This is a genomic window from Duganella sp. P38 (assembly GCF_050859475.1).
Lineage (GTDB): Bacteria > Pseudomonadota > Gammaproteobacteria > Burkholderiales > Burkholderiaceae_D > Rugamonas.
This window is the reverse complement of record NZ_CP193936.1, coordinates 3,285,502-3,311,508: the sequence shown is the minus strand read 5'-3', so window position 1 is coordinate 3,311,508 and position 26,007 is coordinate 3,285,502. Positions and strand designations below refer to the sequence as shown.

Annotated in this window: 24 protein-coding genes and 1 pseudogene; 18 read left to right on the top strand and 7 right to left on the bottom strand. The window is 67.7% G+C overall.

Annotated elements, in window-relative coordinates:
- Positions 1-16 precede the first annotated feature (16 nt).
- The 3 genes from ACRQ5J_RS15390 to pepA all read left to right on the top strand — a co-directional run bounded on the left by ACRQ5J_RS15390 (position 17) and on the right by pepA (position 3,722).
- Positions 17-1,648 (top strand): N-acyl amino acid synthase FeeM domain-containing protein, encoded by a 1,632-nt coding sequence (locus ACRQ5J_RS15390; protein ID WP_432377759.1) that lies wholly within the window; start codon positions 17-19, stop codon positions 1,646-1,648.
- Positions 1,645-2,697, top strand: a complete 1,053-nt coding sequence (locus ACRQ5J_RS15385) for a molybdopterin biosynthesis protein MoeY (protein WP_432377758.1) — start codon at positions 1,645-1,647, stop codon at positions 2,695-2,697. The genes ACRQ5J_RS15390 and ACRQ5J_RS15385 overlap by 4 nt, the downstream gene beginning before the upstream one ends.
- A gap of 167 nt (positions 2,698-2,864) precedes the next feature.
- Complete coding sequence (gene pepA / locus ACRQ5J_RS15380; RefSeq protein WP_432377757.1) at positions 2,865-3,722, top strand: flocculation-associated PEP-CTERM protein PepA; 858 nt, start codon at positions 2,865-2,867, stop codon at positions 3,720-3,722.
- Here pepA and ACRQ5J_RS15375 read toward each other — a convergent pair.
- From ACRQ5J_RS15375 to ACRQ5J_RS15345, 7 genes are all read right to left on the bottom strand, one after another.
- Positions 3,604-4,533: a GAF domain-containing protein gene (locus ACRQ5J_RS15375; RefSeq protein WP_432377756.1), complete on the bottom strand. Its 930-nt coding sequence runs from the start codon at positions 4,531-4,533 to the stop codon at positions 3,604-3,606. The two genes, pepA and ACRQ5J_RS15375, sit on opposite strands and share 119 nt — an antisense overlap.
- A gap of 42 nt (positions 4,534-4,575) precedes the next feature.
- Positions 4,576-5,676, bottom strand: a complete 1,101-nt coding sequence (locus ACRQ5J_RS15370; RefSeq protein ID WP_432377755.1) for a nucleotidyltransferase domain-containing protein — start codon at positions 5,674-5,676, stop codon at positions 4,576-4,578.
- On the bottom strand, positions 5,673-6,587 hold the full coding sequence (locus ACRQ5J_RS15365) for an HprK-related kinase A (protein WP_432377754.1): 915 nt from the start codon (positions 6,585-6,587) through the stop codon (positions 5,673-5,675). The genes ACRQ5J_RS15370 and ACRQ5J_RS15365 overlap by 4 nt, the downstream gene beginning before the upstream one ends.
- A complete protein-coding gene (locus tag ACRQ5J_RS15360) occupies positions 6,581-6,832 on the bottom strand; it encodes an HPr-rel-A system PqqD family peptide chaperone (RefSeq protein WP_432377753.1) in 252 nt (83 codons plus the stop codon). Before ACRQ5J_RS15360 ends, ACRQ5J_RS15365 begins: the two co-directional genes overlap by 7 nt.
- A 31-nt stretch (positions 6,833-6,863) precedes the next feature.
- A complete protein-coding gene (locus tag ACRQ5J_RS15355) occupies positions 6,864-7,424 on the bottom strand; it encodes a hypothetical protein (protein ID WP_432377752.1) in 561 nt (186 codons plus the stop codon).
- A gap of 162 nt (positions 7,425-7,586) precedes the next feature.
- Positions 7,587-8,222 (bottom strand): XrtA/PEP-CTERM system exopolysaccharide export protein, encoded by a 636-nt coding sequence (locus ACRQ5J_RS15350; RefSeq protein ID WP_432377751.1) that lies wholly within the window; start codon positions 8,220-8,222, stop codon positions 7,587-7,589.
- A gap of 103 nt (positions 8,223-8,325) precedes the next feature.
- Positions 8,326-9,090: a S1 family peptidase gene (locus ACRQ5J_RS15345; RefSeq protein ID WP_432377750.1), complete on the bottom strand. Its 765-nt coding sequence runs from the start codon at positions 9,088-9,090 to the stop codon at positions 8,326-8,328.
- A gap of 190 nt (positions 9,091-9,280) precedes the next feature.
- Between ACRQ5J_RS15345 and ACRQ5J_RS15340 the strand changes: the two genes are divergently transcribed.
- From ACRQ5J_RS15340 to ACRQ5J_RS15270, 15 genes and pseudogenes are all read left to right on the top strand, one after another.
- Positions 9,281-10,225 (top strand): XrtA system polysaccharide chain length determinant, encoded by a 945-nt coding sequence (locus ACRQ5J_RS15340; RefSeq protein WP_432377749.1) that lies wholly within the window; start codon positions 9,281-9,283, stop codon positions 10,223-10,225.
- A complete protein-coding gene (locus tag ACRQ5J_RS15335; RefSeq protein WP_432377748.1) occupies positions 10,222-10,803 on the top strand; it encodes a GNVR domain-containing protein in 582 nt (193 codons plus the stop codon). The genes ACRQ5J_RS15340 and ACRQ5J_RS15335 overlap by 4 nt, the downstream gene beginning before the upstream one ends.
- Positions 10,804-11,167: 364 nt before the next feature.
- Positions 11,168-11,881, top strand: coding sequence for an XrtA-associated tyrosine autokinase (locus ACRQ5J_RS15330; RefSeq protein WP_432377747.1), 714 nt, complete (start codon positions 11,168-11,170; stop codon positions 11,879-11,881).
- A gap of 479 nt (positions 11,882-12,360) precedes the next feature.
- Positions 12,361-12,774: pseudogene (locus ACRQ5J_RS15325) on the top strand (TIGR03016 family PEP-CTERM system-associated outer membrane protein); the annotation flags it as partial.
- A 55-nt stretch (positions 12,775-12,829) separates the two neighbouring features.
- The gene (locus tag ACRQ5J_RS15320; RefSeq protein WP_432383660.1) at positions 12,830-13,435 is read left to right on the top strand and encodes a hypothetical protein; all 606 of its coding nucleotides are present in this window, start codon (positions 12,830-12,832) and stop codon (positions 13,433-13,435) included.
- A gap of 12 nt (positions 13,436-13,447) precedes the next feature.
- Entirely contained in the window at positions 13,448-14,455 is a 1,008-nt protein-coding gene (locus ACRQ5J_RS15315) for an XrtA/PEP-CTERM system-associated ATPase (RefSeq protein ID WP_432377746.1), read from the top strand.
- A complete protein-coding gene (wecB, locus tag ACRQ5J_RS15310; protein WP_432377745.1) occupies positions 14,452-15,612 on the top strand; it encodes a non-hydrolyzing UDP-N-acetylglucosamine 2-epimerase in 1,161 nt (386 codons plus the stop codon). Before ACRQ5J_RS15315 ends, wecB begins: the two co-directional genes overlap by 4 nt.
- Positions 15,609-16,451 (top strand): XrtA system polysaccharide deacetylase, encoded by an 843-nt coding sequence (locus ACRQ5J_RS15305; protein ID WP_432377744.1) that lies wholly within the window; start codon positions 15,609-15,611, stop codon positions 16,449-16,451. Before wecB ends, ACRQ5J_RS15305 begins: the two co-directional genes overlap by 4 nt.
- Positions 16,448-17,530 carry a FemAB family XrtA/PEP-CTERM system-associated protein gene (locus ACRQ5J_RS15300; protein ID WP_432377743.1) on the top strand — a complete coding sequence of 361 codons (1,083 nt, stop codon included), beginning with the start codon at positions 16,448-16,450 and terminating at the stop codon, positions 17,528-17,530. The genes ACRQ5J_RS15305 and ACRQ5J_RS15300 overlap by 4 nt, the downstream gene beginning before the upstream one ends.
- A 4-nt stretch (positions 17,531-17,534) precedes the next feature.
- Positions 17,535-18,749: a TIGR03087 family PEP-CTERM/XrtA system glycosyltransferase gene (locus ACRQ5J_RS15295; RefSeq protein ID WP_432377742.1), complete on the top strand. Its 1,215-nt coding sequence runs from the start codon at positions 17,535-17,537 to the stop codon at positions 18,747-18,749.
- 88 nt (positions 18,750-18,837) lie between these two features.
- Positions 18,838-20,448, top strand: a complete 1,611-nt coding sequence (gene xrtA, locus ACRQ5J_RS15290; protein WP_432377741.1) for an exosortase A — start codon at positions 18,838-18,840, stop codon at positions 20,446-20,448.
- Complete coding sequence (locus ACRQ5J_RS15285) at positions 20,445-21,620, top strand: TIGR03088 family PEP-CTERM/XrtA system glycosyltransferase (protein ID WP_432377740.1); 1,176 nt, start codon at positions 20,445-20,447, stop codon at positions 21,618-21,620. Before xrtA ends, ACRQ5J_RS15285 begins: the two co-directional genes overlap by 4 nt.
- On the top strand, positions 21,608-23,503 hold the full coding sequence (locus ACRQ5J_RS15280) for an XrtA/PEP-CTERM system amidotransferase (RefSeq protein WP_432377739.1): 1,896 nt from the start codon (positions 21,608-21,610) through the stop codon (positions 23,501-23,503). The genes ACRQ5J_RS15285 and ACRQ5J_RS15280 overlap by 13 nt, the downstream gene beginning before the upstream one ends.
- A 41-nt stretch (positions 23,504-23,544) precedes the next feature.
- The gene (locus tag ACRQ5J_RS15275; protein WP_432383659.1) at positions 23,545-24,759 is read left to right on the top strand and encodes a TIGR04063 family PEP-CTERM/XrtA system glycosyltransferase; all 1,215 of its coding nucleotides are present in this window, start codon (positions 23,545-23,547) and stop codon (positions 24,757-24,759) included.
- Positions 24,756-25,982 (top strand): glycosyltransferase family 4 protein, encoded by a 1,227-nt coding sequence (locus ACRQ5J_RS15270; RefSeq protein WP_432377738.1) that lies wholly within the window; start codon positions 24,756-24,758, stop codon positions 25,980-25,982. The genes ACRQ5J_RS15275 and ACRQ5J_RS15270 overlap by 4 nt, the downstream gene beginning before the upstream one ends.
- The last annotated feature ends 25 nt before the right edge of the window (positions 25,983-26,007 follow it).

Below are 26,007 nucleotides of genomic sequence, written 5' to 3'. Positions count from 1 at the left end.
GAACAGGAGGCGAGACATGGGTAGCGAGCCGAACAGCCTTGAGCCACGCGACAGGATAGGCAGTGGCGACGACGACGACGGCGACCTGGCGCAGGTCGTCGTAGACGAGAAAAAGTTCGGCCTGCGCATGGCCGACACGGCGCAGGGCCGCAACGGCGCCAGCGTGCTGATCGAAAAGATGTATTCGTGGCGCGGCTACAGCGGCAACCACCGGCTCAAGGAAGACCCGAACCGGGTGACGCTGATCGCCACCCATCAGGGCGAGGTGTGCGGCACGCTGACCGTCGGCCTCGATTCGCCGCAGCACGGCATCCTGGCCGACGAATTGTTCAAGGACGAGGTCGATGCCTTCCGCGCGCGCGGCGCCCGCGTCTGCGAATTCACCAAGTTTGCCTTCGCCTCGCACATCCAGTCGCAGAGCGTGATGGCGGGGCTGATCCATTTCACCATCAATATCGCCAATGACGTGCATGGCTGCACCGACATGTTCATCGAGGTCAACCCGCGCCACCGGCGGTTTTACCAGAACATGCTGGGCTTCAAGCAGCTGGGCGAACCCAAGCACAATCCGCGCGTCGACGCGCCGGCGCACCTGCTCTGGGTCAGCCTGGCCTACATGAAAGAGCAGATCCAGCTCAAGGCCGGCAAGCCGCCGGCCGAGAACGAGCGTTCGCTGTATCCGTTGTTCTTCTCGCCGCGCGAGGAGGAGGGCATCATCGGCCGCCTGAAAGAGGCCGACCGCGTGTACCGGAGCAATCTCGACAGGGGTGATATGGCATCACGCTTTTCCTATGAACAGGCGTTCTCCCGCAACATCGGCTGGGTGACGCCGGAGGAGCAGGCGCTGCTGCGCCGCAAGCGCGTGGCGATCGCCGGCGCCGGCGGCGTCGGCGGCATCCACGCCACCACGTTGGCGCGGCTCGGCGTCGGCAAGTTCCACCTGGCCGATTTCGACACCTTCGACGTGGTCAACTTCAACCGCCAGGTGGGCGCCACCATGAGCACGCTGGACCAGCCCAAGGTCGAGGTCATGGCGCGCATGGTGCGCGACATCAATCCCGAGGCCGAGGTCGAAGTATTCGCCGACGGCGTCCATCCGGGCAATATGGACCGCTTCCTGCAAGGCGTCGACCTGTATGTGGACAGCCTCGACTTCTTCGCCTTCGACGCCCGCCAGCAGACCTTCGACGCCTGCGAACGGCGCGGCATCCCCTCGACCACGGCGGCGCCGCTGGGCATCGGCGCCGCCACGCTGAGCTTCCTGCCGGGCCAGATGAGCTTTGAAGAGTATTTCCAGTGGGGCCAGCGCTCCGAGCTGGAAAAGGCGGTGCGCTTCATGGTCGGGCTGGCGCCGGCCGGGCTGCACCGCGGCTACCTGGTGGTGCCGTCGGCCATCAACCTGGCCGAGCGGCGCGGGCCGTCGACCATCATGGCGATCAATCTGTGCGCTGGCATGGCAGCCACGGCGGCGCTGAAGATCTTCCTCGGGCGCGGCAAGGTGCTGGCGGCGCCGCACGGCCTGCATTTCGACGCCTACCGCAACCAGCTGGTGCACACCTGGCGGCCCGGCGGCAACAGGCACCCGCTGCACCGCCTGGCCATATCGATGGGGGTAAAAATGTACAGCAAGGCATACAACAAATCATGAGCACCGATCCGCTGACCGAGATTTTGTCGCTGGCGCGCTGGGCGCCCAGCGGCGACAACACGCAGCCGTGGAGCTTCGAGCGGCGCGGCCCGCTGGACGTGGCCATCCATTGCCGCGACACGCGCGACCACGTGGTGTACGACCTGCGCGGCCACGCCAGCCAGGTGTCCTACGGCGCGCTGCTGGAAACCATGGCCATCGCCGCCACCGCCCATCAGCTGCGGCCGCAGGTGACGCGCGCCGGCAGCGAGCAGGCGCCGGTGTTCGAGGTGCGCTTCGAGGCCGATCCGGCGCTGGTGCGCAGCCCGCTGATCGACGTCATCGAAAAGCGCTCGGTGCAGCGGCGGCCGTTGAGCCGCCAGGCGCTGACGCCCGAACACAAGCGGGCGCTGGAGACGGCGGTCGGTCCCGGTTACACGCTGCAATGGCTGGAAGGTCCGGCGCGCGCGGGCGCCGCGCGGCTGATGTACCGCAACGCCCGCGTGCGCCTGACGATGCCGGAGGCGTTCACCGTGCACCGCGACATCATCGACTGGGACAACGTCCGCAGCAAGGACAAGGTGCCGGCCGGCGCGCTGGGCGTGGACGCGATGACGGTCAAGCTGATGCGCTGGGGCATGCACAGCTGGGAACGCATGCGCAAGATGAACGCGCTGCTGGGCACGTGGGCGCCGCGGCTGCAGATGGACCTGCTGCCGGGGCTGGCCTGCGCCGCCCACTACGTGCTGCGCGCGCCCCGGCCGCCGCAAGGCATCGATGACTATGTCGACGCCGGCCGCGCCGTGCAGCGCCTGTGGCTGACCCTGACCAGCCTCGGCCTGGCGATGCAGCCCGAACTGACGCCGCTGATCTTCAGCGCCTACCTGCGCGACGGCGTGCGCTTCACCAACGACAGCGCGGTCGCGGCCGAGGCCGAGGCGCTGTCGCGCGAGCTGGGCGCGGTGCTCGGCGGCGAGATCGAGCGTGCCGTGTACATGGGGCGGCTGGGTTATGGCGCGGCGTCCAAGTCGCGCTCGATCCGCAAGGATTTGCAGGACCTGATGCGTTGAAGCGTTGAGCCGGATCAAACAGGTGTCGAAAAACTTTACACTTTCTTTGATCCAGCACAAACCATTTTGAGGAACTTCCGTCAAATCAATGACTTATCAAACTGGCACGCTTACTGCTTATAGAGCAGCGTAGTACCAGAAATCCAATTGCTAACAAGGGGGTTAAATTGAAATCGATTACCAACAAGCTTTCTTCCTACGCCGCCGGCCTGGCAGTCGCCGCTGCCGTGACGTTCGCGCCAGCAGCGTACGCCGATCAGCTGTTCAACTGGCAGCTGGACCTGCCGGGCGCGGCGCCACTGAACCTGAACATCAACAACCTCTCGTTCAACGGCGCCAGCTCGATCGTCAACACGGTCGATACCAACACCGGCAACTTCACGTTCACCGACACCGGCGTGTTCAACATTCTGCAAAAGAACGTCGGCGGTGCGCTGCTGCTGGGCGGCGGTCAGCTGACGCTGAACTACCGCGACGCGACCGGTAGCGGCAACCTGAACACCGGTAACTTCACGTTTACCGACACCGGCGTTCTGGAGGTGTACTACAACCCGACCGTGACCTATGGCACCACCGCGGCCAACCGCTACGGCGCCACCGACGGCACGCTGCTGGCCACCTTCCAGCAGATCGCTGGCGGCGGCGGCAACGTCAACCCGGACGGCACGCCAGCGGCCAACGGCGACCTGTCGCTGTTCTTCCGCTCGACCTACTTCCTGGCCAACACCTGGTTCGATAGCAACGGCGATCCACTGAACGTCGGCGCCACGCTGGGCTTCGTCACCACCAACGCGTCGCAAGACTTGTCCAACAACTGCCCCGGCCCATCGTGCACGGTCGACCCTAACCTGCTGACCGCGCTGGGCGGCGTAGCGCCGAACGCGCCACCGGGCAACTTCCTGGTGGTCAATGGCGGCCAGCTGAAACTGGACGTGACGCCGGTGCCTGAACCAGGCACGCTGGCCCTGATGGGCCTGGGCCTGATGGGCGTGGTGCTGGCCCGTCGCCGCAACAGCAAAGCCTGATTTTCCCGCTGCAACCGCAACGCCCCGCACACGCCGTGTGCGGGGCGTTGCGCCGTTTCACGGCCGCGTGGCGCGCCGCGCGTTCGCTGTGGCGTTGCAGGTTGTGGTTGAGCTGGTCGATGATTTCGGTGGCGGCGCCGATGATCTGCGCCGAGTCGAACCCGGCCTTGGCCATTTCGCGGTACAGCGATTTGGCCAGCAGGCGCGCCATCTGGTCGGGCTGGCGGTAGGCGCTGGCCAGGTTGTCGCTGTGCGCCTTGGCGTCCTGCAATAGCGCCAGTTGCAGGAAGCGCGATTCGATAATGCGCTGCAATTGCACCACCTGGATCGACTTGCCGACAAACAGGGCGATGACATCGAGCATGTGCAGGTCGGCGGCGCTGAAGGCCGGCTTGCCGATCGCCGCGCTGGCGCACAGCATGCCGATGATGCGGCCGTCGATGCTGATCGGCGCGATCATCAGGCTGCGGCCGGCGCTGCCGGCGCGGCGCGCCAGCGGCGCATAGCTCGATAGGGCGATGTCTTCGACCAGCAGCGAGCGGCCGCTGTCGAGCACGCGGCCGGCGATGCCTTCGCCTGGACCCACCGAGGCGCTGCGCGCGGCGTCCGCCAGCGGGCCGTAATGGGCGCAGACGGTCAGCCGCAGGTCCTGGCCCGGCTCGCCGTTGAGCAACATCACCGAGCAGGTTTCCGCGCCGACCAGGCGGGCGGTCAGCTCGGTCTGGCGGCTGAGGTTGTCATCGAGGCTGTCGCCATTGAAAAATTGCGACAGGTCTTGCAGACGCATCAACAGGTTCTCGCGCTCGCTCATGGTGGCCTCCGTTGTGTGCGTCCATTGTAGCAGGCGCCCGCCTCACTGGCTGCGCGCGCGTGCCGCCTGCAGCGGCGTCAACACCGCCTTGTGGCACAGGTGCCGCGCCAGCAGCCACGGCGGCATGCGCAGCCAGTTGCCGCGCAGGTAAAGCAGCTGCCGCGACAGCGCGTGCAGCGCGCCGCCGCTGCTGGCGTGCTGCGGCAGCAGGGCGCGTCCCAGCAATTGATCCATGACGGCCAGCAGCGGCGCGGCCGGCCGCTCCAGCTCGGCGAACGCGGACGCCGGCACCGGCGTGCCCAGCAGGCGCGCTGCCCGGCGCAGCGCGTAGAACAGCGGCCGCCCCAGTTGCAGCTGGCGCGCGCGCGCCGTCAGCGCCGGCCAGAAGCCCGGTTCGGCGGCGTGCTGGTGCAGCAGCCGGTCGAGGTCGACCAGGCCGCGCAGGCCGTGGCCGAATTCGCTTTCGTACAGCAGGTGCGTGGCGCTGTGCAGCACCATGTCGTTCGGCGCCAGCACCAGCAGCGCCGGCAGCGGCCCCTGCGCCTCCCAGCCGGGGAGCACCCGGGCCTCGCGCCGCAGCGCGGCGGCGTCGGGCCGCGCCGCCGCCGTTTCCGGCAGGATGGCGTGGTGGACGTCGATCACGGTGTCGCGCCAGATGTGGCGCAGCGGCGGCAGCTCGTGCATCCAGCGGCGGTAGTATTGCTGGTCGTACTCGTCATGGCCGACGTCGGCCCAGCCGTGCAGCATCAGCGCCGCTTCGACGTCGGCCAGCCGCGCCTTCGGCACCAGGATGTCGATGTCGGAAAACAGCCGGCCCTCGGCCGCCTGCAGCCCCGCCATCGAATACGCCGCGCCCTTGAGCAGGATCAGCGGCACCTCCAGCCCGGCCAGCGCGGCGCGGATCTGCCGCACTTCCCAGCGCACCGCCTGGCTGTGCCGCTCGGCCTGGCGCCACGCCGATTCCAGCCGCGCGTGCACCGGCGCCGCCAGCCGCGGCAACAGGCCGGCGGCGGCGCAGCGCGCGTGCAGCGTCGCCAGCAGCCCGGCGCTCTCGGCCTGGCGCAGCACCAGGTCGGCCTCGGCCAGCGTGCAGGCGGCCAGCGCCGCCGGCTGGCGCAGCACGTCCAGCAGCGCCGGCCTCATGGCGGCGCCTCCAGCGCGTTGAAGGTGGCCAGCGCGTCGTCGGTGCGGCTGTAGGTGAAGCGGTAGCAGTCGCTGTGCGCGATCAGCTGCGCCAGCGCCTCGAAGCCGGCGGCCGCCAGCAGGCTGTAGTTGAAGGAATTCTCGGCCACCTCGAGGTGCGCGCGCGCCTTGGGCAGCGCCTCCAGCGTCGCCGGCCGGCCGGCCTCGTAGCGCGGGAACACGATCCATGCCGGCCGCGCCGGCTCGTTGTGGCGGGCGATGCTGTCGGCCGGCGCGCGCAGGTGCGCCACCGCCCCCTTGCTGGTGTCGCGCACCACCGGCGTGAACGTGGAGGAGGGCAGGATCGCGCGCAGCAGCTCGATCGAACCGTTTTTCAGGCTGATCGGCCGCGGCATCGGCATGATCAGGCCGTCGCTAAGGCGCAGCAGTGTCAGCTCGTCCGACAGCAGCCGCCAGCCACGGTGGACCAGCGCCGCGCACAGCGTGCTCTTGCCCGAGCCGGGCGGCGCCGGCAGGATGGCCGCGCGGCCGTTGCGCTCGACCACCGCCGCGTGCAGCAGCAAATAGTTGTGGGCGCGGCTGGCCACGCACCAGTTCAAGCCCCACTCGAACATTGGGTAGGCCTGCGCCAGCGGCAGCGGCTTGAACGGCGGCTGGCCGTCGTACAGCAACTGCACCTGGGGCCGGAACCAGCGGCGCCAGCCGAACGGCCGCACCATGCGCAGATGGAAGTCGGCGTAGCCGTCGTCGTTGGCCAGCGGGTAATCGGGATACATCAGGGCGATGGCGCGCACCACCTGCGGAATATTGCTGCGCAAGCAGGTCACGAAGGCGCCGGTGCGCAGGTAGAGGCCGTCGCCGGCCATGCGCTGGCGCAGCTGCGGCGCGGTCAGCTGGCCGACCGTCAACATGCGCGTTCGACCAGGCTGAGGTTTTCGAGCTGGGCCAGCAGCGCAGCCAGCGCCGCATCGTCGTCGCCATAGCCGAGCAGGCGCGCCAGGTCGGCCTCGCTGGCCGGGCAGGCCCGCAGTTGCAGCAGCAAGGCCAGCGCGTCCGCGCCCAGCACGTGGGTGTCGCCCGACAGGTCGTTATACAGCACGCACTCGGGCGCCCACACGCGGTGCCGCAACTGCTGGCCGCCGCTCACGCGCCACATGGCAGGCCCACGGAAAGCAGGCGCACCATGCTCATGTCATGGTGCCGGCGAGGTAGGACACAATCTGGCGCGAGTTCCACGGCTTGCTGCCGGCGATCGGCGTGTAATAGCCGCCGGCATTGCCGCCGGTGGCCTGCCATTCGTTCCAGATGGCGTACACCGCCGGCACCTTGAGAAAAGAGGTGCGGTTGTTGACGGCGTTCAGGTAGGCGGCCGCCAGGTACATGCCAACCCGGTCCGGATCGAATCTCTGCGGACTGAGCATGGTGAGCAGCAGGCTGCGGCCATAGATCTGCAAGCGCGCGTTGCAGCGGAACACCATGCCAAAGGTGGTGCCGTTGCCGCAGGCGGCGGCGCCGATGGTGCGCCAGTATTCGGGGCCGCGGCCCTGGCACACAGGCGCTTTCACCGGCTGATGGCTGCTCAAGCCGCCCGACAGCGCGGCCGAGGGCGACTTGCACACCCCGCCGGCCATGCCGGACTGGCTCTTGAGGGTGAGTATGACGCCGCCGGCCACGCTGGCGCGGCCGAAACGCCGCCGGCTCGGCTGCGCCGGCTGACCGCGTTGTTCGTCTTGCGTTTGCTTAGCCACGTCGTCCCATCCTCATGGTTGTTTATTGCGCTTGCCTAGTCGTGAGCAATTCTCGTGCCTGTCGCTGTAGCGTGATACTAGTTTGCGTTAAATCAAAGGCTTACTGAAGAACCTATGATCACGCAAAATGAAAGTGTAAAAAAATCGACACTCACGCCGTGTTTAAAAGAAACTTTCCGGGATGATCAGCACATCGCCCGGACGCATCGGGACGTTGGCCGAGATATCGCCTTCCTTGATCAGGTCGTTCAGGCGGACGACGAACTTTTGCTGCTTGCCATCGACCGTGCGGACGATGGCTGCGCGGTTGCCGGCGGCAAATTCGGTGACGCCGCCGACGGCGATCAGCACGTCCATCAGCGACATGTCGCGCCGGTACGGCAGCGCCTGCGGCTTGGCGGCCTGGCCGATCACGCGGATCTGTTCGCCGTAGGTGCCGGTGAAGCCGGTCACGATCACCGTCACCACCGGCTGCTGGATGTATTTCGACAGCGCGCGCTCGATATCGCGCGCCAGCTGGGTCGGCGTTTTGCCGCTGGCTTCCAGGTCTTCGACCAGCGGCGCGGTGATCTTGCCGTCCGGGCGCACCGGCACCGATTGCGACACCTCCGGGTTGCGCCAGACATTGATGCTGATGTTGTCGCCCGGCCCGATCAGGTAATCCTGCTGCGCCACGCTGGCCGACGGCGGCGCCGACGCCGGCGTGCTGGCGCAGCCGCCCAGCAGCAGCGCGGCGGCCAGCGACAGCAGGGCGCCAACGCGCCAGGAGGACGAAAAACGGGGGCTGGTAGTAAGCATCTCGAAGGTCCTTAAACAGGCGGCGCGCTGGCCGAAAATAAAACAACTCTATTTTCATTTTTGCATGACTTTTTAATCATGGCAAGTCCGAAAATGGCTTTTCTCAACGGCTTCGTTGTTGCAACAACGCCCGCACATAGCTGGAAGGAATCGCGTAGCTGATGCCGCTCGGATGGCTGATGGCGTTTTCCTTCAGGCCTTGCACGTACACCATGCTGATGACGCCGAGCACGGCGCCGGTGTCGGGGTCATACAACGGACTGCCGCTGTTACCGGGATAGGCGGTGCCGTCCAGCTGCAACACGGTGACCGGCGCTTTTTGCAGCTGCTGCACGGCGCGCGCGTCAAGCTGGCGCGGCGACACGGCCGGCGCCACCAGCGGCGTGATGGCCGCCAGCGTGGCCCGGTGCGTGGCCGGGCGCAGTCCCAGCACCATGCCGAGCGGGAAGCCGGTGAACGCCAGGTCCTGGCCCTCGCGCAGCGCGCCGGAATCGCCCAGCGTCAGCGCCGGCAGCGGGGCGCCGTCGAGCCGCAGATGCACGAGATCGTGCTCGCTGTCGCGCGCCGCCAGCGTCGCCGGGCGGAAGCGCACCACGCCCCGCTCCTCGACCACGATGCCCCAGCTTTCCTGGCGCGCCAGATCCGGCGCCTGCGGCCAGACATGGGCGCTGGTGATGACGCTGAGGCCGTCGCCGGTGACCCAGCCGGTGCCGCTGTAGGCGATGGCGGGACTGCGCGTCGGCAGGTGGCTGCCGATCGCCACCACCGCCGGTTTGACCATCGCCACGGTGTCGGGCAGGCCGGCCGCGGCGGGCCGCGCCAGGCCCAGGAGGGCGCCCAGCAACAGGCAGGAGAACAGGGCATTCATGACGGGCACGCTCCTTTTGAATGGAAAAGTTCAGCGATAAAAGTCAGTGTTCACTAAATGCAACGAGCTTAAAAAATAATGTAAAAATATGCAAGAAGATAGCAAAATTTTATTGTATGATTGCCCTTGGTAAATGCCGTTTTGATAATTGGTCGGCTAGCTTCCAGAGCCGGTCTCAGCTGAGGTGATGATGGCGGAACTGAGTGCATTGCTGCTGACCTTTTTGAAGGCCATCGGCAAATACCGCTGGTATGCGGTAGCTGTGGGCTGGGTCGTGGCATTGACGGGTTGGGCCGTCGTGTACCGCCTGCCGGACGATTACCAGGCCTCGGCGCGGGTGTACGTCGACACCCAGGGCATCCTGAAGCCGCTGATGGCCGGCATGACCACCATGCCCAATGTCGAGCAGCAGGTGACGTTCATGCGGCGCACGCTGATCAGCCGGCCGAACCTGGAAAAAGTGATCCGCATGGTCGACCTCGACATCAAGTCGCATGGCGACCAGGACCGCGAGCAGCTGATCGACGAACTCGGCTCGCAAATCCGCATCGGCGGCACCGACCGCGATGATATCTATACGATTTCCTACAGTAATCCGAATCCCAAGCTGGGCAAGGACGTGGTGCAGTCGCTGCTGACCATCTTTGTCGAAGGCAGCGTCGGCGGCAAAAAGCTCGATTCTGAAAAAGCGGTGCAGTTCATCGAGGAACAGATCAAGTCGTATGAAGCCAAGCTGGCGGCCGGCGAAAGCGCGCTGAAAGACTTCAAGATCCGCAACATGGGCCTGATGCCGCGCCAGGGCGGCGATTACGCCGGCAAGCTGGCCGAGCTGACCGAGGAACTCAACCAGGCGCGCCTGGCCGCGCTGGAAGCCGAGCAGTCGCGCAACGCCATCAAGCGCCAGATCGCTGGCGAGGAACTGGCGCCGGTGGCGGGCGCCGCCGCCGAGGACGAAGGCAATCCCGAGCTGGACGCCCGCATCCAGTCGCTGGAAAAAAATCTCGACCAGCTGCGCATGCAGTACACCGAGGAACATCCGGACATCCTGTCGGCCAAGCGCCTGATCGAACAGTTACAGGCGCGCAAGCGCGAAGAAGCAAAGAAAAAGTCCGCACCGCCAGTTTCAGCCCGATGATGCAGCAGATGACGGTGGCGCTGTCGGTCGAGGAGGCGCGGCTGGCGGCATTGCAGGCGCGGGTGCGCGAATACAGCAACCGGCTGGCGACGCTGCGCAGCCTGAGCAACGCGGCGCCGGAAGTCGAGGCGGAATTGGCGCAGCTCAATCGCGACTACCAGATCAACAAGGAGAATTACACCAAGCTGGTGGAACGGCGCGAGGCGGCGCGGCTGTCCGGCGACCTCAGCTCGGCGAGCGACATCATGACCATCCGCGTGATCGATCCGCCAAGCGTGCCGTCGACGCCGGCCGGCCCGAACCGGCCGCGCCTGGCCAGCCTGGTGTTTGTTGGCGCGCTGGCCGCCGGCCTTGGCGTGGCGTTGTTGTTGAGCCAGATCCGTCCGACCTTCGTCAGCCAGCGCGCGCTGCGTGAAGCGACCGGCATTCCGGTGCTGGGCGGCATCTCGATGAACTGGACCGAGCCGCAGCGCATCAAGCGGCGCCGCCGGCTGTATGCCTTCAGCGTGGCGCTGTCCTTGTTCTTCGGCAGCTATGGCTTGGTGATGGCCTCGGCCCTGTGGGCCGGCGGCCACTGAATCTGAATCAGGAGTCTCATCGTGAGCATAATCGAACGGGCCACCAGCCGCATGTTGCAGGAACTGGAAGAGGAGCGCCAGCAGCGGGTCGAAACGGCCGTGGCGCCAGCCGACGCGCAAGCCCCCGGCCGCGCCGCCCCCATGCCGATACGCACCTCAACGCGCACGGCGAGGAGCGCCTGGCCCACGCCAGCGTCGACAGGCCCGACGCCCCCGCGCCGCAGCGCCGGCCGAACGCCATCGCGGCAACGAGCACGGCAACAACGGCGAGCGCGCAGCGCGCCACGCGGCCGAGCCGGCGCGCGCCTCGACAGCGCCCGCCACGCTGCGCAACGGCCGCCGCGTCGAGCTGGACGAGGAGCGCATGCACGCGATGGGCTTCATCACGCCCGGCAACCGCACGCCACTGATGGAAGAGGTGCGCACCATCAAGCGCCCGCTGATCAAGCGCGCCTTCGGCGCCAACACCAAGGGCGTCCAGCCGGGCAACCTGATCATGCTGACCAGTTCGCTGCCGGGCGAAGGCAAGACCTTTTGCTCGATCAACCTGGCGATGAGCATCGCCATGGAACTGGACCACACCGTGCTGCTGGTCGACGCCGACGTCGCGCGCCCGTCGGTGCTGCGCACCCTGGGCCTGCCGTCCCAGCGCGGCCTGATGGACCTGCTGCTGGACGACCAGGTCGACATGGCGGACGTCATGCTGCACACCAATATCGACGGCCTGACGGTACTGCCGGCCGGCACCGGCAACGCCCGCGCCACCGAACTGCTGGCCAGCCACGCGATGGCCAATCTGCTGCATGAAATGGCGCACCGCTATTCGGACCGCATCATCATTTTCGACTCGCCGCCGCTGCTGATCACCACCGAAGCCCACGTGCTGGCCGCCCACATGGGCCAGATCGTGGTGGTGGTGGAGGCCGAGGTGACCAGTCAGCACGCCGTGCGCGAATCGCTGCGCCAGCTGGAAGGCTTGCACAACGTCAACCTGGTGTACAACAAGACCCGCGAGTTCCCCGGCACGGCCGCCTATGACTACCAATATAAATACAACTACCACAATGGCCAGGCCTGAGCGCGGCGCGCGCGGGCCAGCCTGGCGTCCAGTCCTGCGGCCGCTGCCTGCGGCCATGCTGCTGGCGCTGGCGGCGCCGTGGGCGCACGCCGCAGTCAAGGTCGAAACCGCCGTGGAAACGCGCGCCACCTATACCGACAACGTCAACCTGGCGCCGGAAGGAGAGCAGCGCTCGCTGTGGATCGCCGAGCTGGCGCCGCGCGTCAGCGTCAGCGACCAGACGCCACGGCTGCGCTTCGACGCTAGCTATCAGGGTCACCTGTACGGCTATTCGAAGGATGATCCGAGCGCCACGCAAAGCGCCAACTCGGAATTCCAGGGCAGCCTGCACGCCGAGGCCATCAACGACTGGCTGTATCTGGACGCCGCCGGCGCCTACAGCCAGCAGGCGGTGTCGGCCTTCGGCCAGCCGGTCACGGACAGCGGCTACAGCACCACCAACCGCGCCCACGTGAAAAGCTACCGCATCAGTCCCTACGGTGCACCGCTGGGGCGGCTCGCTGGTGACCGAAGTGCATTATGTCCACGACGCGGTCAGCTCCGATCAGCAGGGCTTCGGCCACAGCGACAGCAACCGGCTGCAGGCCAGCATTGCCGGCGGTGCCGCCGGCGGCCGCCTGACCTGGAGCTTGCAGGGCGCGCGCCAGGAACTGGACACCGGCGTCGGCCCCAGCTACACCAACACCACGTACAACCTCGGCACCAGCTGGCGGCTGTCGCCGGCGCTGGCGCTGACGGCCAGCGCCGGCCATGACCGCTATGAGTACGAAGCCCAGCTCAACGAGCTGCCGGGCGGCAAATCGTGGTCGCTCGGCTTCAACTGGACACCCACCAGCCGCACCAGCCTGGCGGCCAGCTTCGGCAAGCGCTATTTCGGCAACAGCCACAGCCTGAACGCCGCCCACCGCAGCCTGCGCACGGTCTGGACAGCTCAGCTACACCACCGACATCACCACCACGCGCGACCAGTTCCTGCTGCCGGCCGCCGTCTCCACCGCCGATTTGCTGGACCGCATGTTCGCCGCCAGCGTGCCGGACCAGGCGGCCCGGCGCCAGGTGGTGCAGGCCTTCATCGCCGCCAACGGCTTGCCGCCGACGCTGGCCGACAGCATCAACTACATGAGCAACCGCTACGTGCTGCAAAAGCAATTCCAGCTGTCGACCGCCTGGAACCTGCCGCGCAGCGCGATCATTCTGAGCATTTACGACACGCGCCGCACCGCCTTGTCCGAGGTGCAGGCCGACAGCGCGCTACAGGGCGGCTTCGGCGGCACCATCAATGACAACACGCGCCAGCAGGGCGGCGCCGCCACGCTGAATCTGCGCCTGACGCCGCGCAGCGCGCTCAACCTGTCGGCCTCGTACCTGCGCGCCCGCTCGCTGAGCGACGACGTGGCCAGCGCCAACCGGCTGTTCCGCATCGGCCTGACGCACCAGTTGGGGCGCCGCCTCAGCGGCGATATCGAGCTGCGCCACCAGCGCGGCCAAGTCGGCGCCAGCGTCGGCGGCTACCGCGAAAACGCTGTTGTATTTCATCTGAATCAACGCTTTTGAGGAGCTGAGGCGATGTACGAGAATTATTACGGCCTCAGCGCCAAGCCCTTCCAGTTGCGGCCGGACCCGCATTTCTTCTACGGCAGCCAGGGCCACAAGCGCGCCATGTCGTATCTCGACTACGGCCTGGCGCAGGGCGAGGGCTTCATCGTCATCACCGGGGAAATCGGCGCCGGCAAGACCACGCTGGTGCGCAGCATGCTGGAGCGGCTGCCGGCCGACAAGATCGTGGTGGCACAGCTGACCAATACCTACCTGAACACCGAGGACACGCTGCGCATGGTGCTGGCCTCGTTCGGCCAGCCGGCCGAGCAGGGCAACAAGAGCGCGCTGCTGCTGCGCCTGGAACAATTTCTGCACCAGTGCGAACGCGAGGGCAAGCGGGCGCTGCTGGTGGTCGACGAGGCGCAAAACCTGACCCCGCACACGGTCGAGGAATTGCGCATGCTGTCGAACTTCCACAGCCGCGACCAGTGCCTGCTGCAAACCTTTTTGCTGGGCCAGCCGGAGTTCCGCAATGTGCTGCACAGCCCGGAGCTGCGCCAGTTGCGCCAGCGCGTCATCGCCACCTACCACCTGGGGCCGCTGACGGCGCCGGAGTCGCGCGCCTACATCGAGCACCGGCTGCGCACCGTCAACTGGCGCGGCGCGCCGCGCTTCACCGACGCCGCCCACGCCGCCATTTATGACTACGCCGGCGGCATCCCGCGCACCACCAATCACCTGTGCGACCGGCTGATGCTGATGGGCTATCTGGAACAGCTGACCACCTTTCACGGCTCCGACGTCGAGGCCACCATCCGCGACATCCGCGCCGAAGGCGCGCTGGCGCCGTCCGACGAGGGCATCCAGGCCCCGGCCGAAGGCGTGCCTTCCGCTAGCCAGGCCGGCGGCGATGCCTTTGCCAGCGTCGACGAGCGCCTGCTGCGGGTCGAGCGCTCGGTGCTGTCGGTGTTGCAGGTGTTGAAGAAAATCGTTGCCGCTCCCTCCACCCTGAACAATCTGGACCACATCGAATGAGCCATCCATCCTCCCCGGCGGCGCACCGCATCCTGTGCGTGGTGGGCGCGCGCCCGAACTTCATGAAGATGGCGCCCATCATCGCCGCCTTCGATGCGCTGGCGCCGCAACTGTCGGCGGTGCTGCTGCACACCGGCCAGCATTACGACGTGGCGATGAACCACCAGTATTTCTCGGCGCTGGGCATGCGCGCGCCGGACATCAACCTCGAAGTCGGCTCCGGCAGCCACGCCCAGCAGACGGCCGAGGTGATGCGCCGCTTCGAGCCGGCCATGGACGAGGTCAAACCGAGCGCGGTGCTGGTGGTCGGCGACGTCAATTCGACGCTGGCCTGCGCGCTGGTGGCCTGCAAGCGCGGCATCCCGGTGGTGCACGTCGAGGCCGGGCTGCGCAGCTATGACCGCACCATGCCCGAGGAAATCAACCGGGTGCTGACCGATCAGCTGTCGGACCTGCTGTTCACCACAGAAAGCTCGGCGCGCGAGCAGTTGCTGCGTGAAGGCATAGAGGGCGACCGCATCCATTTCGTCGGCAATGTGATGATCGACACGCTGCTGTCCAATCTGGACCGCGCGGTGCCGGCATCGACGGTGGCGGCGCTGGCCGGGCGCCCGCATTTCACCGACAACGAACAAGGCTACGCGCTGCTGACGCTGCACCGCCCGGCCAACGTGGACGACCCGGCCATCCTGCGCAGCCTGCTGGAGACGGCGCGCCTGATCGGCAACCGCACGCCGCTGCTGTTCCCGCTGCATCCGCGCACCCGCGCCATGATCGAGCGCGCCGGCCTGCAGTCGCTGATCGACCATCCGGGCATCCTGGCGCTGCCGCCGATGGGCTACCTGGAAATGCTGGGCCTGATGCGCGGCGCGCGCGTGGTGCTGACCGACTCCGGCGGCGTGCAGGAGGAAACCACGGCCCTGAGCGTGCCGTGCATTACGCTGCGCGAGAACACCGAACGGCCGATCACGGTGGAGCAGGGCAGCAACACCATCGCCGGCGTCGAGCCGTCGGCCATCATGGCGGCCTACAACAAGGTGCTGGCCGGCGGCGGCAAGACCGGCCGCGTGCCGCTGTTCTGGGATGGCCAGGCGGCCGGCCGCATCGCCCACATCCTGCTGCGCTGGCTGCAGGAACGCGCCGGGGACCAGCCATGAACGCGCTGCGCAACGCCATGACGATCGACGTCGAGGATTATTTCCAGGTGTCGGCCTTCGCGCCGTACATCGGGCGCGACAGCTGGGCCGAGCGCGAATGCCGGGTCGAGGCCAATGTCGAGCGCATCCTGGCCATCCTGGAGCAGGGCGGGGCGCGCGGCACCTTCTTCACGCTGGGCTGGATCGCCGAGCGCTATCCGCAACTGGTGCGGCGCATCGTCGCCGGCGGCCACGAGCTGGCCAGCCACGGCTACAGCCACCTGCGCGCCTCCGACCAGGACCGCGCCGAGTTCAGCAACGACATAGTTTCCAGCAAGGCGATACTGGAAGACATCAGCGGCACCCGCGTGCTGGGCTACCGCGCGCCGAGCTTTTCCATCGGCCCGGCCAACCTGTGGGCGCTGGACGCGCTGCAGGAGGCCGGCTACCGCTACAGCTCCAGCATCTATCCGATCCGCCACGACCACTACGGCATGCCCGATGCGCCGCGCTTCGCCTTCCACCCGAACGGCGCCGATGGGCTGCTGGAAGTGCCGATCACCACCGTGCGGCTGATGCGGCGCAACCTGCCGGCCGGCGGCGGCGGCTATTTCCGCCTGATGCCGTACGCCATGTCGCGCTGGATGATGCGCCAGGTGAACCGGCAGGACCAGCGCCCGGCGATCTTCTATTTCCATCCGTGGGAAATCGATCCGGACCAGCCGCGTCCCGGCGGCTTGCACTGGAAAGCCCGCTTCCGCCACTACGTCAACCTGGGTCGCATGGAAGACCGGATTCGCGCGCTGACGCGCGATTTCGCCTGGGACCGCATGGACCGCCTGTTCCTGGAGGCCGCATGAGCACGGCGCTGGCGCCGGAAACCGCGCGCGCCGCCACGACGGCCGCGCTGCGGCTGCGGCTGCTGGACGCGCAGGACCAGCGGCGCTGGGACGCCTTCGTCGCGCAATGCCCGGAGGCGACCTTTTTCCACCGCGCCGGCTGGCAGCGCGTGCTGGAGCAGGGCATGGGCCACCGCACCTGGTTCTACTACGTCGAGCAGGATGGCGCGATCGTCGGCGTGTTGCCGCTGTGCCGGGTCAGGAGCCGGCTGTTCGGTGACTGGCTGGGCGCGCTGCCATTCTGCGTGTATGGCGGCGTAGCGGCTGCCACGCCGGCCGCGCGCGCGCTGCTCGACCAGGCCGCGCAGGCGCTGGCTGCCGAGCTGGGCGTCGGGCACCTGGAATACCGCAGCGTGCAGGCCAGCCATCCAGGCGATCCGTCCTGGCACGTAAAGCCGCTGTATGCGACCTTCCGCAAGGCCATCGTCGCCGACAACGAGGCGAATATGAACGCCATTCCGCGCAAGCAGCGCGCCATGGTCCGCAAAGGCATCAAGTTCGGGCTGAAAGGCGAGATCGACCAGGACATCGGCCGTTTCTATCATGCCTACGCCAGCAGCGTGCATCGCCTGGGGACGCCGGTGTTTTCGCGCCGCTATTTCGCCTTGCTCAAGCAGGAGTTCGGCGACGACTGCGAGCTGCGCGTCATTACCCACGAGGGCAAAACCGTGGCCGCCGTCATGAGCTTTTTCTTCCGCGACCAGGTGTTGCCGTACTACGGCGGCGGCACCGACGACGCCCGCGCGCTGGCCGCCAACGATTTCATGTACTGGGACTTGATGCAGGATTGCGCCACGCGCGGATGCCGCCTGTTCGACTTCGGCCGCAGCAAGCTGGGCACCGGCGCCTTCGATTTCAAGAAGAACTGGGGCTTCGAGCCGGAACTGCTGGGCTATGAATACCAATTGCACGCGGCGCCGGCGGTGCCGGAGAATAATCCGCTTAATCCCAAGTACCGGCTGTTCATCCGCCTGTGGCAGCGCTTGCCGTTGCCGGTGGCGAATCTGGTCGGCCCTTTGATCGTCAAGAACCTGGGCTGATATCGTGGACAAGTTGCTGCTGCTAACGCATCGCATCCCTTATCCACCGGACAAGGGTGACAAAATCCGTTCCTACCACCTGCTGCGCTACCTTAGCACACGCTACGAGGTGTATCTCGGCACGTTTGTCGACGATGAGCGCGACTGGCAGCATCTGACGCTGTTGCGCGGCCTGTGCGCCGAGGTCAAGGCTTTGCCGCTGTCGCCGCTGAAGGCGCGCGTGCGCAGCCTGCGGGCGCTGGCGGCTGGCCGGGCCTTGTCGGTCGACTATTACAGCGACCGGGCGCTGGCCGGGTGGGTAGCGCGCACGGTGGATGCGCAGCAGATCGGGCTGATGGTGTGCTATTCGTCGCCCATGGCGCAGTATGTCAGCGGCTACGCGCAGGCGCGGCGGGTGATGGATTTCGTTGACGTCGATTCGGACAAGTGGCGGCAATATGCGGCCGGCCGGCGCGGCGCCGCGCGCTGGCTGTATGCGCGCGAGGCGCGCCTGCTGCTGGCGTATGAACGCGATGTGGCGCGCGATTTCGATGCATCGCTGTTCGTTTCCTCGCCCGAGGCGCAGTTGTTCCGCGACTTGGCGCCGGAGAGCGCGGCGCGCATCGGCCACTACAGCAACGGCGTGGATACCGCCAAATTCTCGCCGTCGCACCGCTATCCGTCGCCGTTTGCGGCGGATGCGCGCGCGCTGGTCTTTACCGGAGCGATGGATTACTGGCCGAATGTGGACGCCGTCACCTGGTTCGCGCAGGAGGTGTTGCCGGCCGTGCGTCAGGCGGCCGGCGACGTGCTGTTCTATATCGTTGGCGCGCGGCCGTCGGCGGCGGTGCAAAAGCTGGCCGAACTGCCGGGCGTGCACGTGACCGGCACGGTGCCTGATGTGCGGCCGTATGTGGCGCACGCAACCCTGTGCGTCGCCCCGATGCGCATCGCGCGCGGCATCCAGAACAAGGTGCTGGAGGCGATGGCGATGGCGCGGCCGGTGCTGGTGTCGCCGCAAGCGCTGGAGGGCATCGACGCCGTGCCCGGCCGCGAGCTGCTGCTGGCCGGGGACGCCGTCACCACCATTTCCGCCATCCTCGACGCGCTGCGCGCCCCGATCCGGCCATCGGCGCCGCCGCCCGTGACCTGGTGCTGCGCCGCTACGGCTGGGACCAGCACCTGCAGGCCGTTCCCGCACTGCTGGAGGGCCGAAGCGCCACCGCGCCGCAGACCTTAACCGCCGAGCCGGCCGAGGCGACGCTGCGTATCATCGGCGCAGAGCAGGCCGCCGCCGCACAGCCCGATGCGCTGGCGAGGAGCGCATGATGGTCAATCGCGCCGCCCTGGCTTATCCGCCGCACGCCAGCGGGGCGGATGCCCGTCCAGGGCCGCGCCCGGCTACGCTGCTGCTGGTGGCCGCGCTGCTGCTGTCACCGTTGCTGGCCTACTGGCCGACCGCAGCCTCCATCGTCGCCATCTGGGCGCGTTCGGACACCTACGCCCACGGCTACCTGATCGTTCCGATCAGCCTGTGGCTGGCCTGGCAACAACGCGCCGTGCTGGCCACGATGTCGCCGCGCCCGTGGTGGCCGCCGTTGCTGGCACTGGCCGGCTGTGGCGCGGTGTGGCTGCTGGCCCGCCTGGCTGGCGTGCAGGTTGCCGCGCAATACGCGATCGTCGCCATGATCCCGCTGACCGCCGCTGCCGTGCTCGGCCTCCGCATGGCCGCTCAATGGGCTTTCCCGCTGTGCTTCCTGCTGTTCGCCGTCCCGGTCGGCGACAGCCTGATCGAACCGTTGATGCACCTTACTGCCGAATTCACCGTGGCCGCGCTGCGCCTGAGCGGCGTGCCGGTCCTCCACGAGGGCAACAACTTCACGCTGCCCACCGGCGACTGGTCGGTGGTCGAAGCCTGTAGCGGCCTGCGCTATCTGGTCGCTTCGCTGACGCTGGGCTGCCTGTTCGCCTACCTGAGCTATACCAGCTGGCGCCGCCGCGCGCTGTTCGTGCTGGCCGCCGCGCTGGTGCCGGTGCTGGCCAACGGCTTGCGCGCTTATATGATCGTCATGCTCGGCCATATGAGCGACATGACTGTCGCCACCGGCGCCGACCATCTGTTATATGGCTGGGTATTCTTTGGTCTTGTCATGCTGATGTTGTTCTGGCTCGGCAACCGCTGGCGCCAGCCGCCGGCAAGCCCGGCCGAGCCTGGAGATGGGCATGTGGCCGCTTGGCCCACGCCCGCGCGGCTGGCGCCCATCGCCATCGGTGTGCTGCTGGCGATCGGCATCTGGCCGGCGTATGCGTGGCAACTTCAGCGCCAGCATGGTCCCGCGCCTGCGGCGCTGGCGCTGTCTACCGCTACGCCGGGCGCGGCGCTGTTTACCGACTGGCAACCGGCGTGGGCCACGCCGGCGGCCAGCCTGCGCCAGGCCTATCTGCAAGACGGCCAGAACATCGGCCTGACCGTGTTGTATTACCGCAATCAGGACGAACATGCCAAATTGATTTCCTCCACCAACCGGCTGACACCGATGGTGCAGTCCGCCTGGCACCTGACCGGGGGCGATGTACGCAGTGTCAGCGTTGGCGCAGGCCAGCGGAATGTGCGTGAATCCGTGTTGACTGGCCCCGGCGGCAAGCTGCTGGTATGGAGCTGGTACTGGATTGACGGCCACACCGAAACCAGCGACACGCGCGGCAAACTGCGGCAGGTCTGGCAGACGCTGCGCACCGGCAACGACGACGGTGCCGCCGTCATGCTCTACGCGCCTTACGACGACCAGCCGGACGACGCCCGCACGGGACTGCGCCACTTCCTGGCCGCCAACGCCGCTGCACTAGACGCGGCCCTCTCGGCCGCCGGCCAGACGACGGGCGGCGGCGTGATGGCTCCCGCAGCCGGTCGCGCCGGCGCAACGGGAGCGACGCCATGACTGCGCCACTGGTGGTTCACCTGATTTACAAGCTCGATTGCGGCGGCATGGAAAACCTGCTGATCGAGCGCATCAACCGCATGCCGCCCGCCAGCTACCGCCACGCCGTCATCTGCCTGACCGATCACACCGACTTCGCCCAGCGCATCCGCCGCCCCGGCGTCGAACTGCACGCGCTGCACAAGCCGCCCGGCCTGGCGCTGGCCACCCACGCCGCGCTGTACCGCCTGCTGCGCCGGCTGCGCCCGACCATTCTGCACAGCTACAACCTGTCGGCCATCGAATATGGCCCGGCGGCCTGGCTGGCCGGCGTGCCGGTGCGCATCAACGGCGCCCACGGCCGCAGCGCAGGCGACCCGACCGGCAGCAACCGCAAGCACAACCTGCTGCGCCGCCTGATGCTGCCGTTCTACGACACCTGCTACGCCAATTCCGCCGAAATGCAGCAGTGGAACCGCAACGTCATCGGCGTACCGCAGCATAAAAGCGCGCTGCTGCCCAATGGCATCGACACCGAACGTTACCGCCCAGCCTCGCACGACGACGGCAACCGCCCGCTGGAACAGATTTTCGGGCCCGGCCATATCGTCATCGGCAGCGTCGGCCGGGTCGAGCCGGTCAAGAACCATGGCTGCCTGGTGGACGCTTTCGCCGCCTTGACGGCGCGCCGGCCCGACCTGGCGCCGAAGCTGCGCCTGGCCATCATCGGCGACGGCCCGCAACTGCCGCAACTGCGCGCGCGCGTGCAGGCAGCCGGCCTGGACGCGGCCGCCTGGCTGCCCGGCGCCCGCAGCGACGTCGCCGACATCCTGCGCGGCCTGGCCATCTTCGCCTTGCCATCGGTAGCCGAAGGCACGCCCGGAGCGGCGTTGGAAGCCATGGCCAGCGCCGTGCCGGTGGTCGGCAGCGACGTCGGCGGCGTGCCGGAAGTGGTGGCCGACGGCATCTGCGGCGCGCTGGTGCCGCCGAACGACCCGGCGGCGCTGTCGGCGGCACTGGAACGCTACGCCGCCGAGCCGCAACTGGCCGCCGCCCACGGCGCCGCCGGACGGGCCCGCGTGCAGCAACGCTACGCGATGACTGCCATGGTGGCCGCCTACCAAGGCCTGTACGACGAACTGTGCAAACGCAAACTCAAACTGAAAGGGCAGGTCGAATCATGTGCGGAATAGTGGGCATGCTGGATGTGCGCGGCAAGCGCGACATCGACCGCGAGCTGTTGTCGCGTATGAACGAGACCCAGCACCATCGCGGTCCGGACGAGGCCGACCTGTACCTGGAACCTGGCGTCGGCTTCGGCCACCGCCGCCTGTCGGTCATCGACATCGCCTCCGGCCTGCAACCGCTGGGCAATGAAGACGGCAGCGTCATGGTCTGCTACAACGGCGAAATCTACAATTTCCGCGAGCTGCGCACCGAGCTGCAAGCGGCCGGCCATGTGTTCCGCACCCGCTGCGACACTGAAGTCATCGTCCACGCGTGGGAAGAATGGGGCGAACAGTGCGTGCACCGCTTCCGCGGCATGTTCGCCTTCGGCCTGTGGGACCGCCGCCAGCAACTGATGTTCCTCGGCCGCGACCGGCTCGGCGTCAAGCCGCTGTACTACGCGCACACCACCGACGGCTTCCTCGCCTTCAGCTCCGAACTGAAGGCGTTGCGCCAGTTGCCCGGCATTTCGCGCCAGCTCGACCCGCGCGCGGTCGAGGATTACTTCGCCTACGGCTACATTCCGGAGCCGCGCACCATCTACGACGGCGCGTTGAAGCTGTCGCCCGGCCACATCCTGACCCAGCGCGTCGGCGCGCCGCCGGCGCAGCCGGTGCGCTACTGGGACGTGCCGTTCCAGCCGCATGCCAGCATGAGCCAGGGCGAGGTCCAGCACGAGCTGATCGAGCGCCTGCGCGAGGCGGTGCGCATCCGCCTGGTGGCCGACGTGCCGCTGGGCGCCTTCCTGTCCGGCGGCGTCGATTCGAGCGCCGTGGTGGCCATGATGGCCGGCCTCAGCGATAGCCCGGTGAATACCTGCTCGATCGGCTTCAAGGACCCGAATTTCGACGAATCCGACTACGCCGCCCAGGTGGCGCAGCAGCACCGCACCGCGCATCATATGGAACAGGTCGATCCGGACGACTACGGCCTGCTCGATACGCTGGCCGGCCTGTATGACGAGCCGTTCGCCGACAGCTCGGCCATTCCGACCTACCGCGTCTGCCAGCTGGCGCGCCAGCGCGTGACGGTGGCGCTGTCCGGCGACGGCGGCGATGAAAACCTGGCCGGCTACCGCCGCTACCGCTACGCCATGGCCGAGCAGCGGGTGCGCGGCCGCATCCCGGAAGGCCTGCGCCGGCCGTTGTTCGGCACGCTCGGCCGCTGGTATCCGAAAGCCGACTGGGCGCCACGCGTATTTCGCGCCAAGACCACCTTCGAGGCGCTGTCGCGCGATCTGGTCGAAGGCTATTTCCATGGCGTGTCGCTGATGAGCGACGCCATGCGCGGCCAGCTGTTCTCGGACCGTTTCCGCAGCGGCCTGCAAGGCTACCGCGCCATCGAGGTGATGCGCGGCCACGCCGCCAACGCGCCGGCCAGCGATCCGCTGTCAACCTTGCAATACCTGGACCTGAAGACGTATCTGCCGGGCGACATCCTCACCAAGGTCGACCGCGCCAGCATGGCGCACGCGCTGGAAGTGCGCGTGCCGCTGCTGGACCATCAGCTGGTGGAATGGATTTCCGGCCTGCCGCCGTCGCTGAAGCTGCAAGGCAGCGAGGGCAAGTATATTTTCAAGAAAAGCCTGGAACCGCACCTGCCGCACGACATCCTGTACCGGCGCAAGATGGGCTTTTCGGTGCCGCTGGCGTCGTGGTTCCGCGGCCCGCTGCGCCAGCGCGTGCGCGATTCGCTGCTCGGTCCGCTGCTGGCCGACAGCGGCATGTTCAACCAACACTATCTGCGCGAACTGGTCGAACAGCATCAATCCGGCATGCGCGACTACAGCGCGCCGATCTGGTCGCTGCTGATGTTTGAAGCATTCCTGCGCAAGGAGGCCCACGCATGAACGCCCGTCCCGCTGCCGCATCCGGCCTGGCGCAGCAACCGCTGCGCATCCTGCATGTGCTCGACCACTCGATTCCGCTGCACAGCGGCTATACCTTCCGCACCCGCGCCATCCTGCGCCAGCAGCAGCTGCTCGGCTGGGAAACCTTTCAGCTGACCGGGCCCAAGCAAGGCCCCAGCAGCGGCGATTGCGAGCAGGTCGACGGGCTGGCGTTTTACCGCTCTGGCCCCGCGCGCGGGCTGAAAGCGCGGCTGCCGGTGCTGCGCCAGGTGGCCATCATCGACGCGCTCGAGGAACGCCTGCTACGGCTGGCGCGCGAGTTGCAGCCGGATATATTGCACGCCCATTCGCCGGCGCTGAACGCGCTGGCGGCGCTGCGCGTCGGCAAGCGGCTGGGGATACCGGTGGTGTATGAAATCCGCGCGTTCTGGGAGGACGCCGCCGTCGACCACGGCACCAGCAGCGCCGGCGGCCTGCGCTACCGCGCCACGCGCGCGCTGGAAACCTACGCGCTGCGCCAGGTGGACGCCGCCACCACCATCTGCGAAGGCCTGCGCGACGATATCGCCGCGCGCGGCATCGCCGCCAACAAGGTGACGGTGATCCCGAACGCGGTCGACATCGAGGATTTCACGGTCGGCTGTGCGCGGGACGAGGCGCTGGCGGCGCAACTGGGCCTGTGCGGCAAGCGCGTGCTGGGCTTTATCGGCTCGTTCTATGGCTACGAAGGCTTGCACGTGCTGCTGGAGGCGATGCCGGCCATGTTGCGGCTGGCGCCGGACTTGCGCTTGTTGCTGGTCGGCGGCGGCGCCCAGGAGCAGGCGCTGCGCGCGCAGGCAGCCGCGCTGGGCATTGCCGAGCAGGTGATTTTCACCGGCCGCGTGCCGCACAGCGAAGTACAGCGCTATTACGATCTGGTCGATATTCTGGTCTATCCGCGCATAAAAATGCGCCTGACCGACCTGGTCACGCCGCTCAAGCCGCTGGAAGCGATGGCGCAAGGACGCCTGCTGGTGGCGTCCGACGTCGGCGGCCACCGCGAGCTGATCGAAGATGGCCGCACCGGCATCCTGTTCACCGCCGGCGATGCCGGCGCGCTGGCGGCGCAGGTGTTGGCGCTGCTGGCGACGCCGGAACGCTGGCCGGCGCTGCGCGCCGCCGGCCGCCGCTTCGTCGAGGACGAGCGCAACTGGGGCGCCAGCGTGGCGCGCTACCGCGCCGTCTACGGCAACGCCCGCAAAGGCGGCGCGCAATGAACGCAGCCTCCGCCGCCGGCCAGATCCCGGCGCAGCCCGCACCGCCAGGCGGCACAGCCGCTGGCGCGCCGCAGCGGCCGCCGCGCGCCGAGCCTGCGGACGTGCCGGCCGGGCCGCTGCATATCGGCCTGGTCGGGCCGCTGCCGCCGCCGCCAGGCGGCATGGCCAACCAGACTGTACAGCTGCACGGGCTGCTGGAACAGGATGGCCATCAAGTCGAACTGGTGCAGATGAACGCGCCGTATCGCCCGGCCTGGGCCGGCCGCATTCCGCTGCTGCGGGCCGGCGTCCGCCTGTTGCCTTACCTGTGGCGCGTGTGGCAAACCGCCGGCCGCGTGCAGCTGCTGCATGTGATGGCCAATTCCGGCTGGTCGTGGCATTTGTTTTCTGCGCCGGTGATCTGGGTGGCGCGCCTGCGCGGCTGCCCGGTGCTGATCAACTACCGCGGCGGCGAGGCAGACGCCTTCCTGCAGCGCGCCCGCGCATGGATTGCACCCAGCCTGACGCGCAGCGCCGCGCTGCTGGTGCCGTCGGGCTATCTGGCGGCGGTGTTCGACCGCCATGGCTTCAACAACACGGTGATCCCCAATGTGATCAACCTGGAACGCTTCAGCGCCGCCGAGCGCCAGCCGGGCGCCAAGGCCGCGCCATCGATACTGGTGGCGCGCCACCTTGAGCCGATCTACGACAACCAGAGCGCGCTGCGCGCCTTCGCGCTGGTGCTGGCCCGCCATCCCGGCGCCAGCTTGGTGGTGGCGGGCAGCGGCCCGGAACATGAGGCGCTGCAGGCGCTGGCGGCGCAACTGGGCATCGCGGCGGCCGTGCACTTCACCGGCCGCGTCAGCAACGCCGAGATGGCCGGCCTGTACCGCGCGGCGGACATCATGCTCAATCCCAGCCTGGTCGACAACATGCCGAATTCGGTGCTGGAAGCGCTGGCCAGCGGCGTGGCGGTGGTCAGCACCAATGTCGGCGGCGTGCCGTATCTCGTGCAGCATGGCGAAACCGCCTTGCTGGTGCCGCCGGCCGATCCGCCGGCGATGGCCGCCGCTATGCTGCGCCTGCTGGAAGAACCAGCGCTGGCAGGGCGCTTGCGCGCCGCCGGCTTGCAGATGGTGCGCCAGTTTACCTGGCAGCAGGTGCGTCCGCGCCTGCTTGCAGCCTATCAGCAGGCGCTAGCCAACCACGCCGGCCAGCCCGGCATGCACAGGAGCAAGGCATGAGCGATCGCGTGACTTCCGGCGCCTT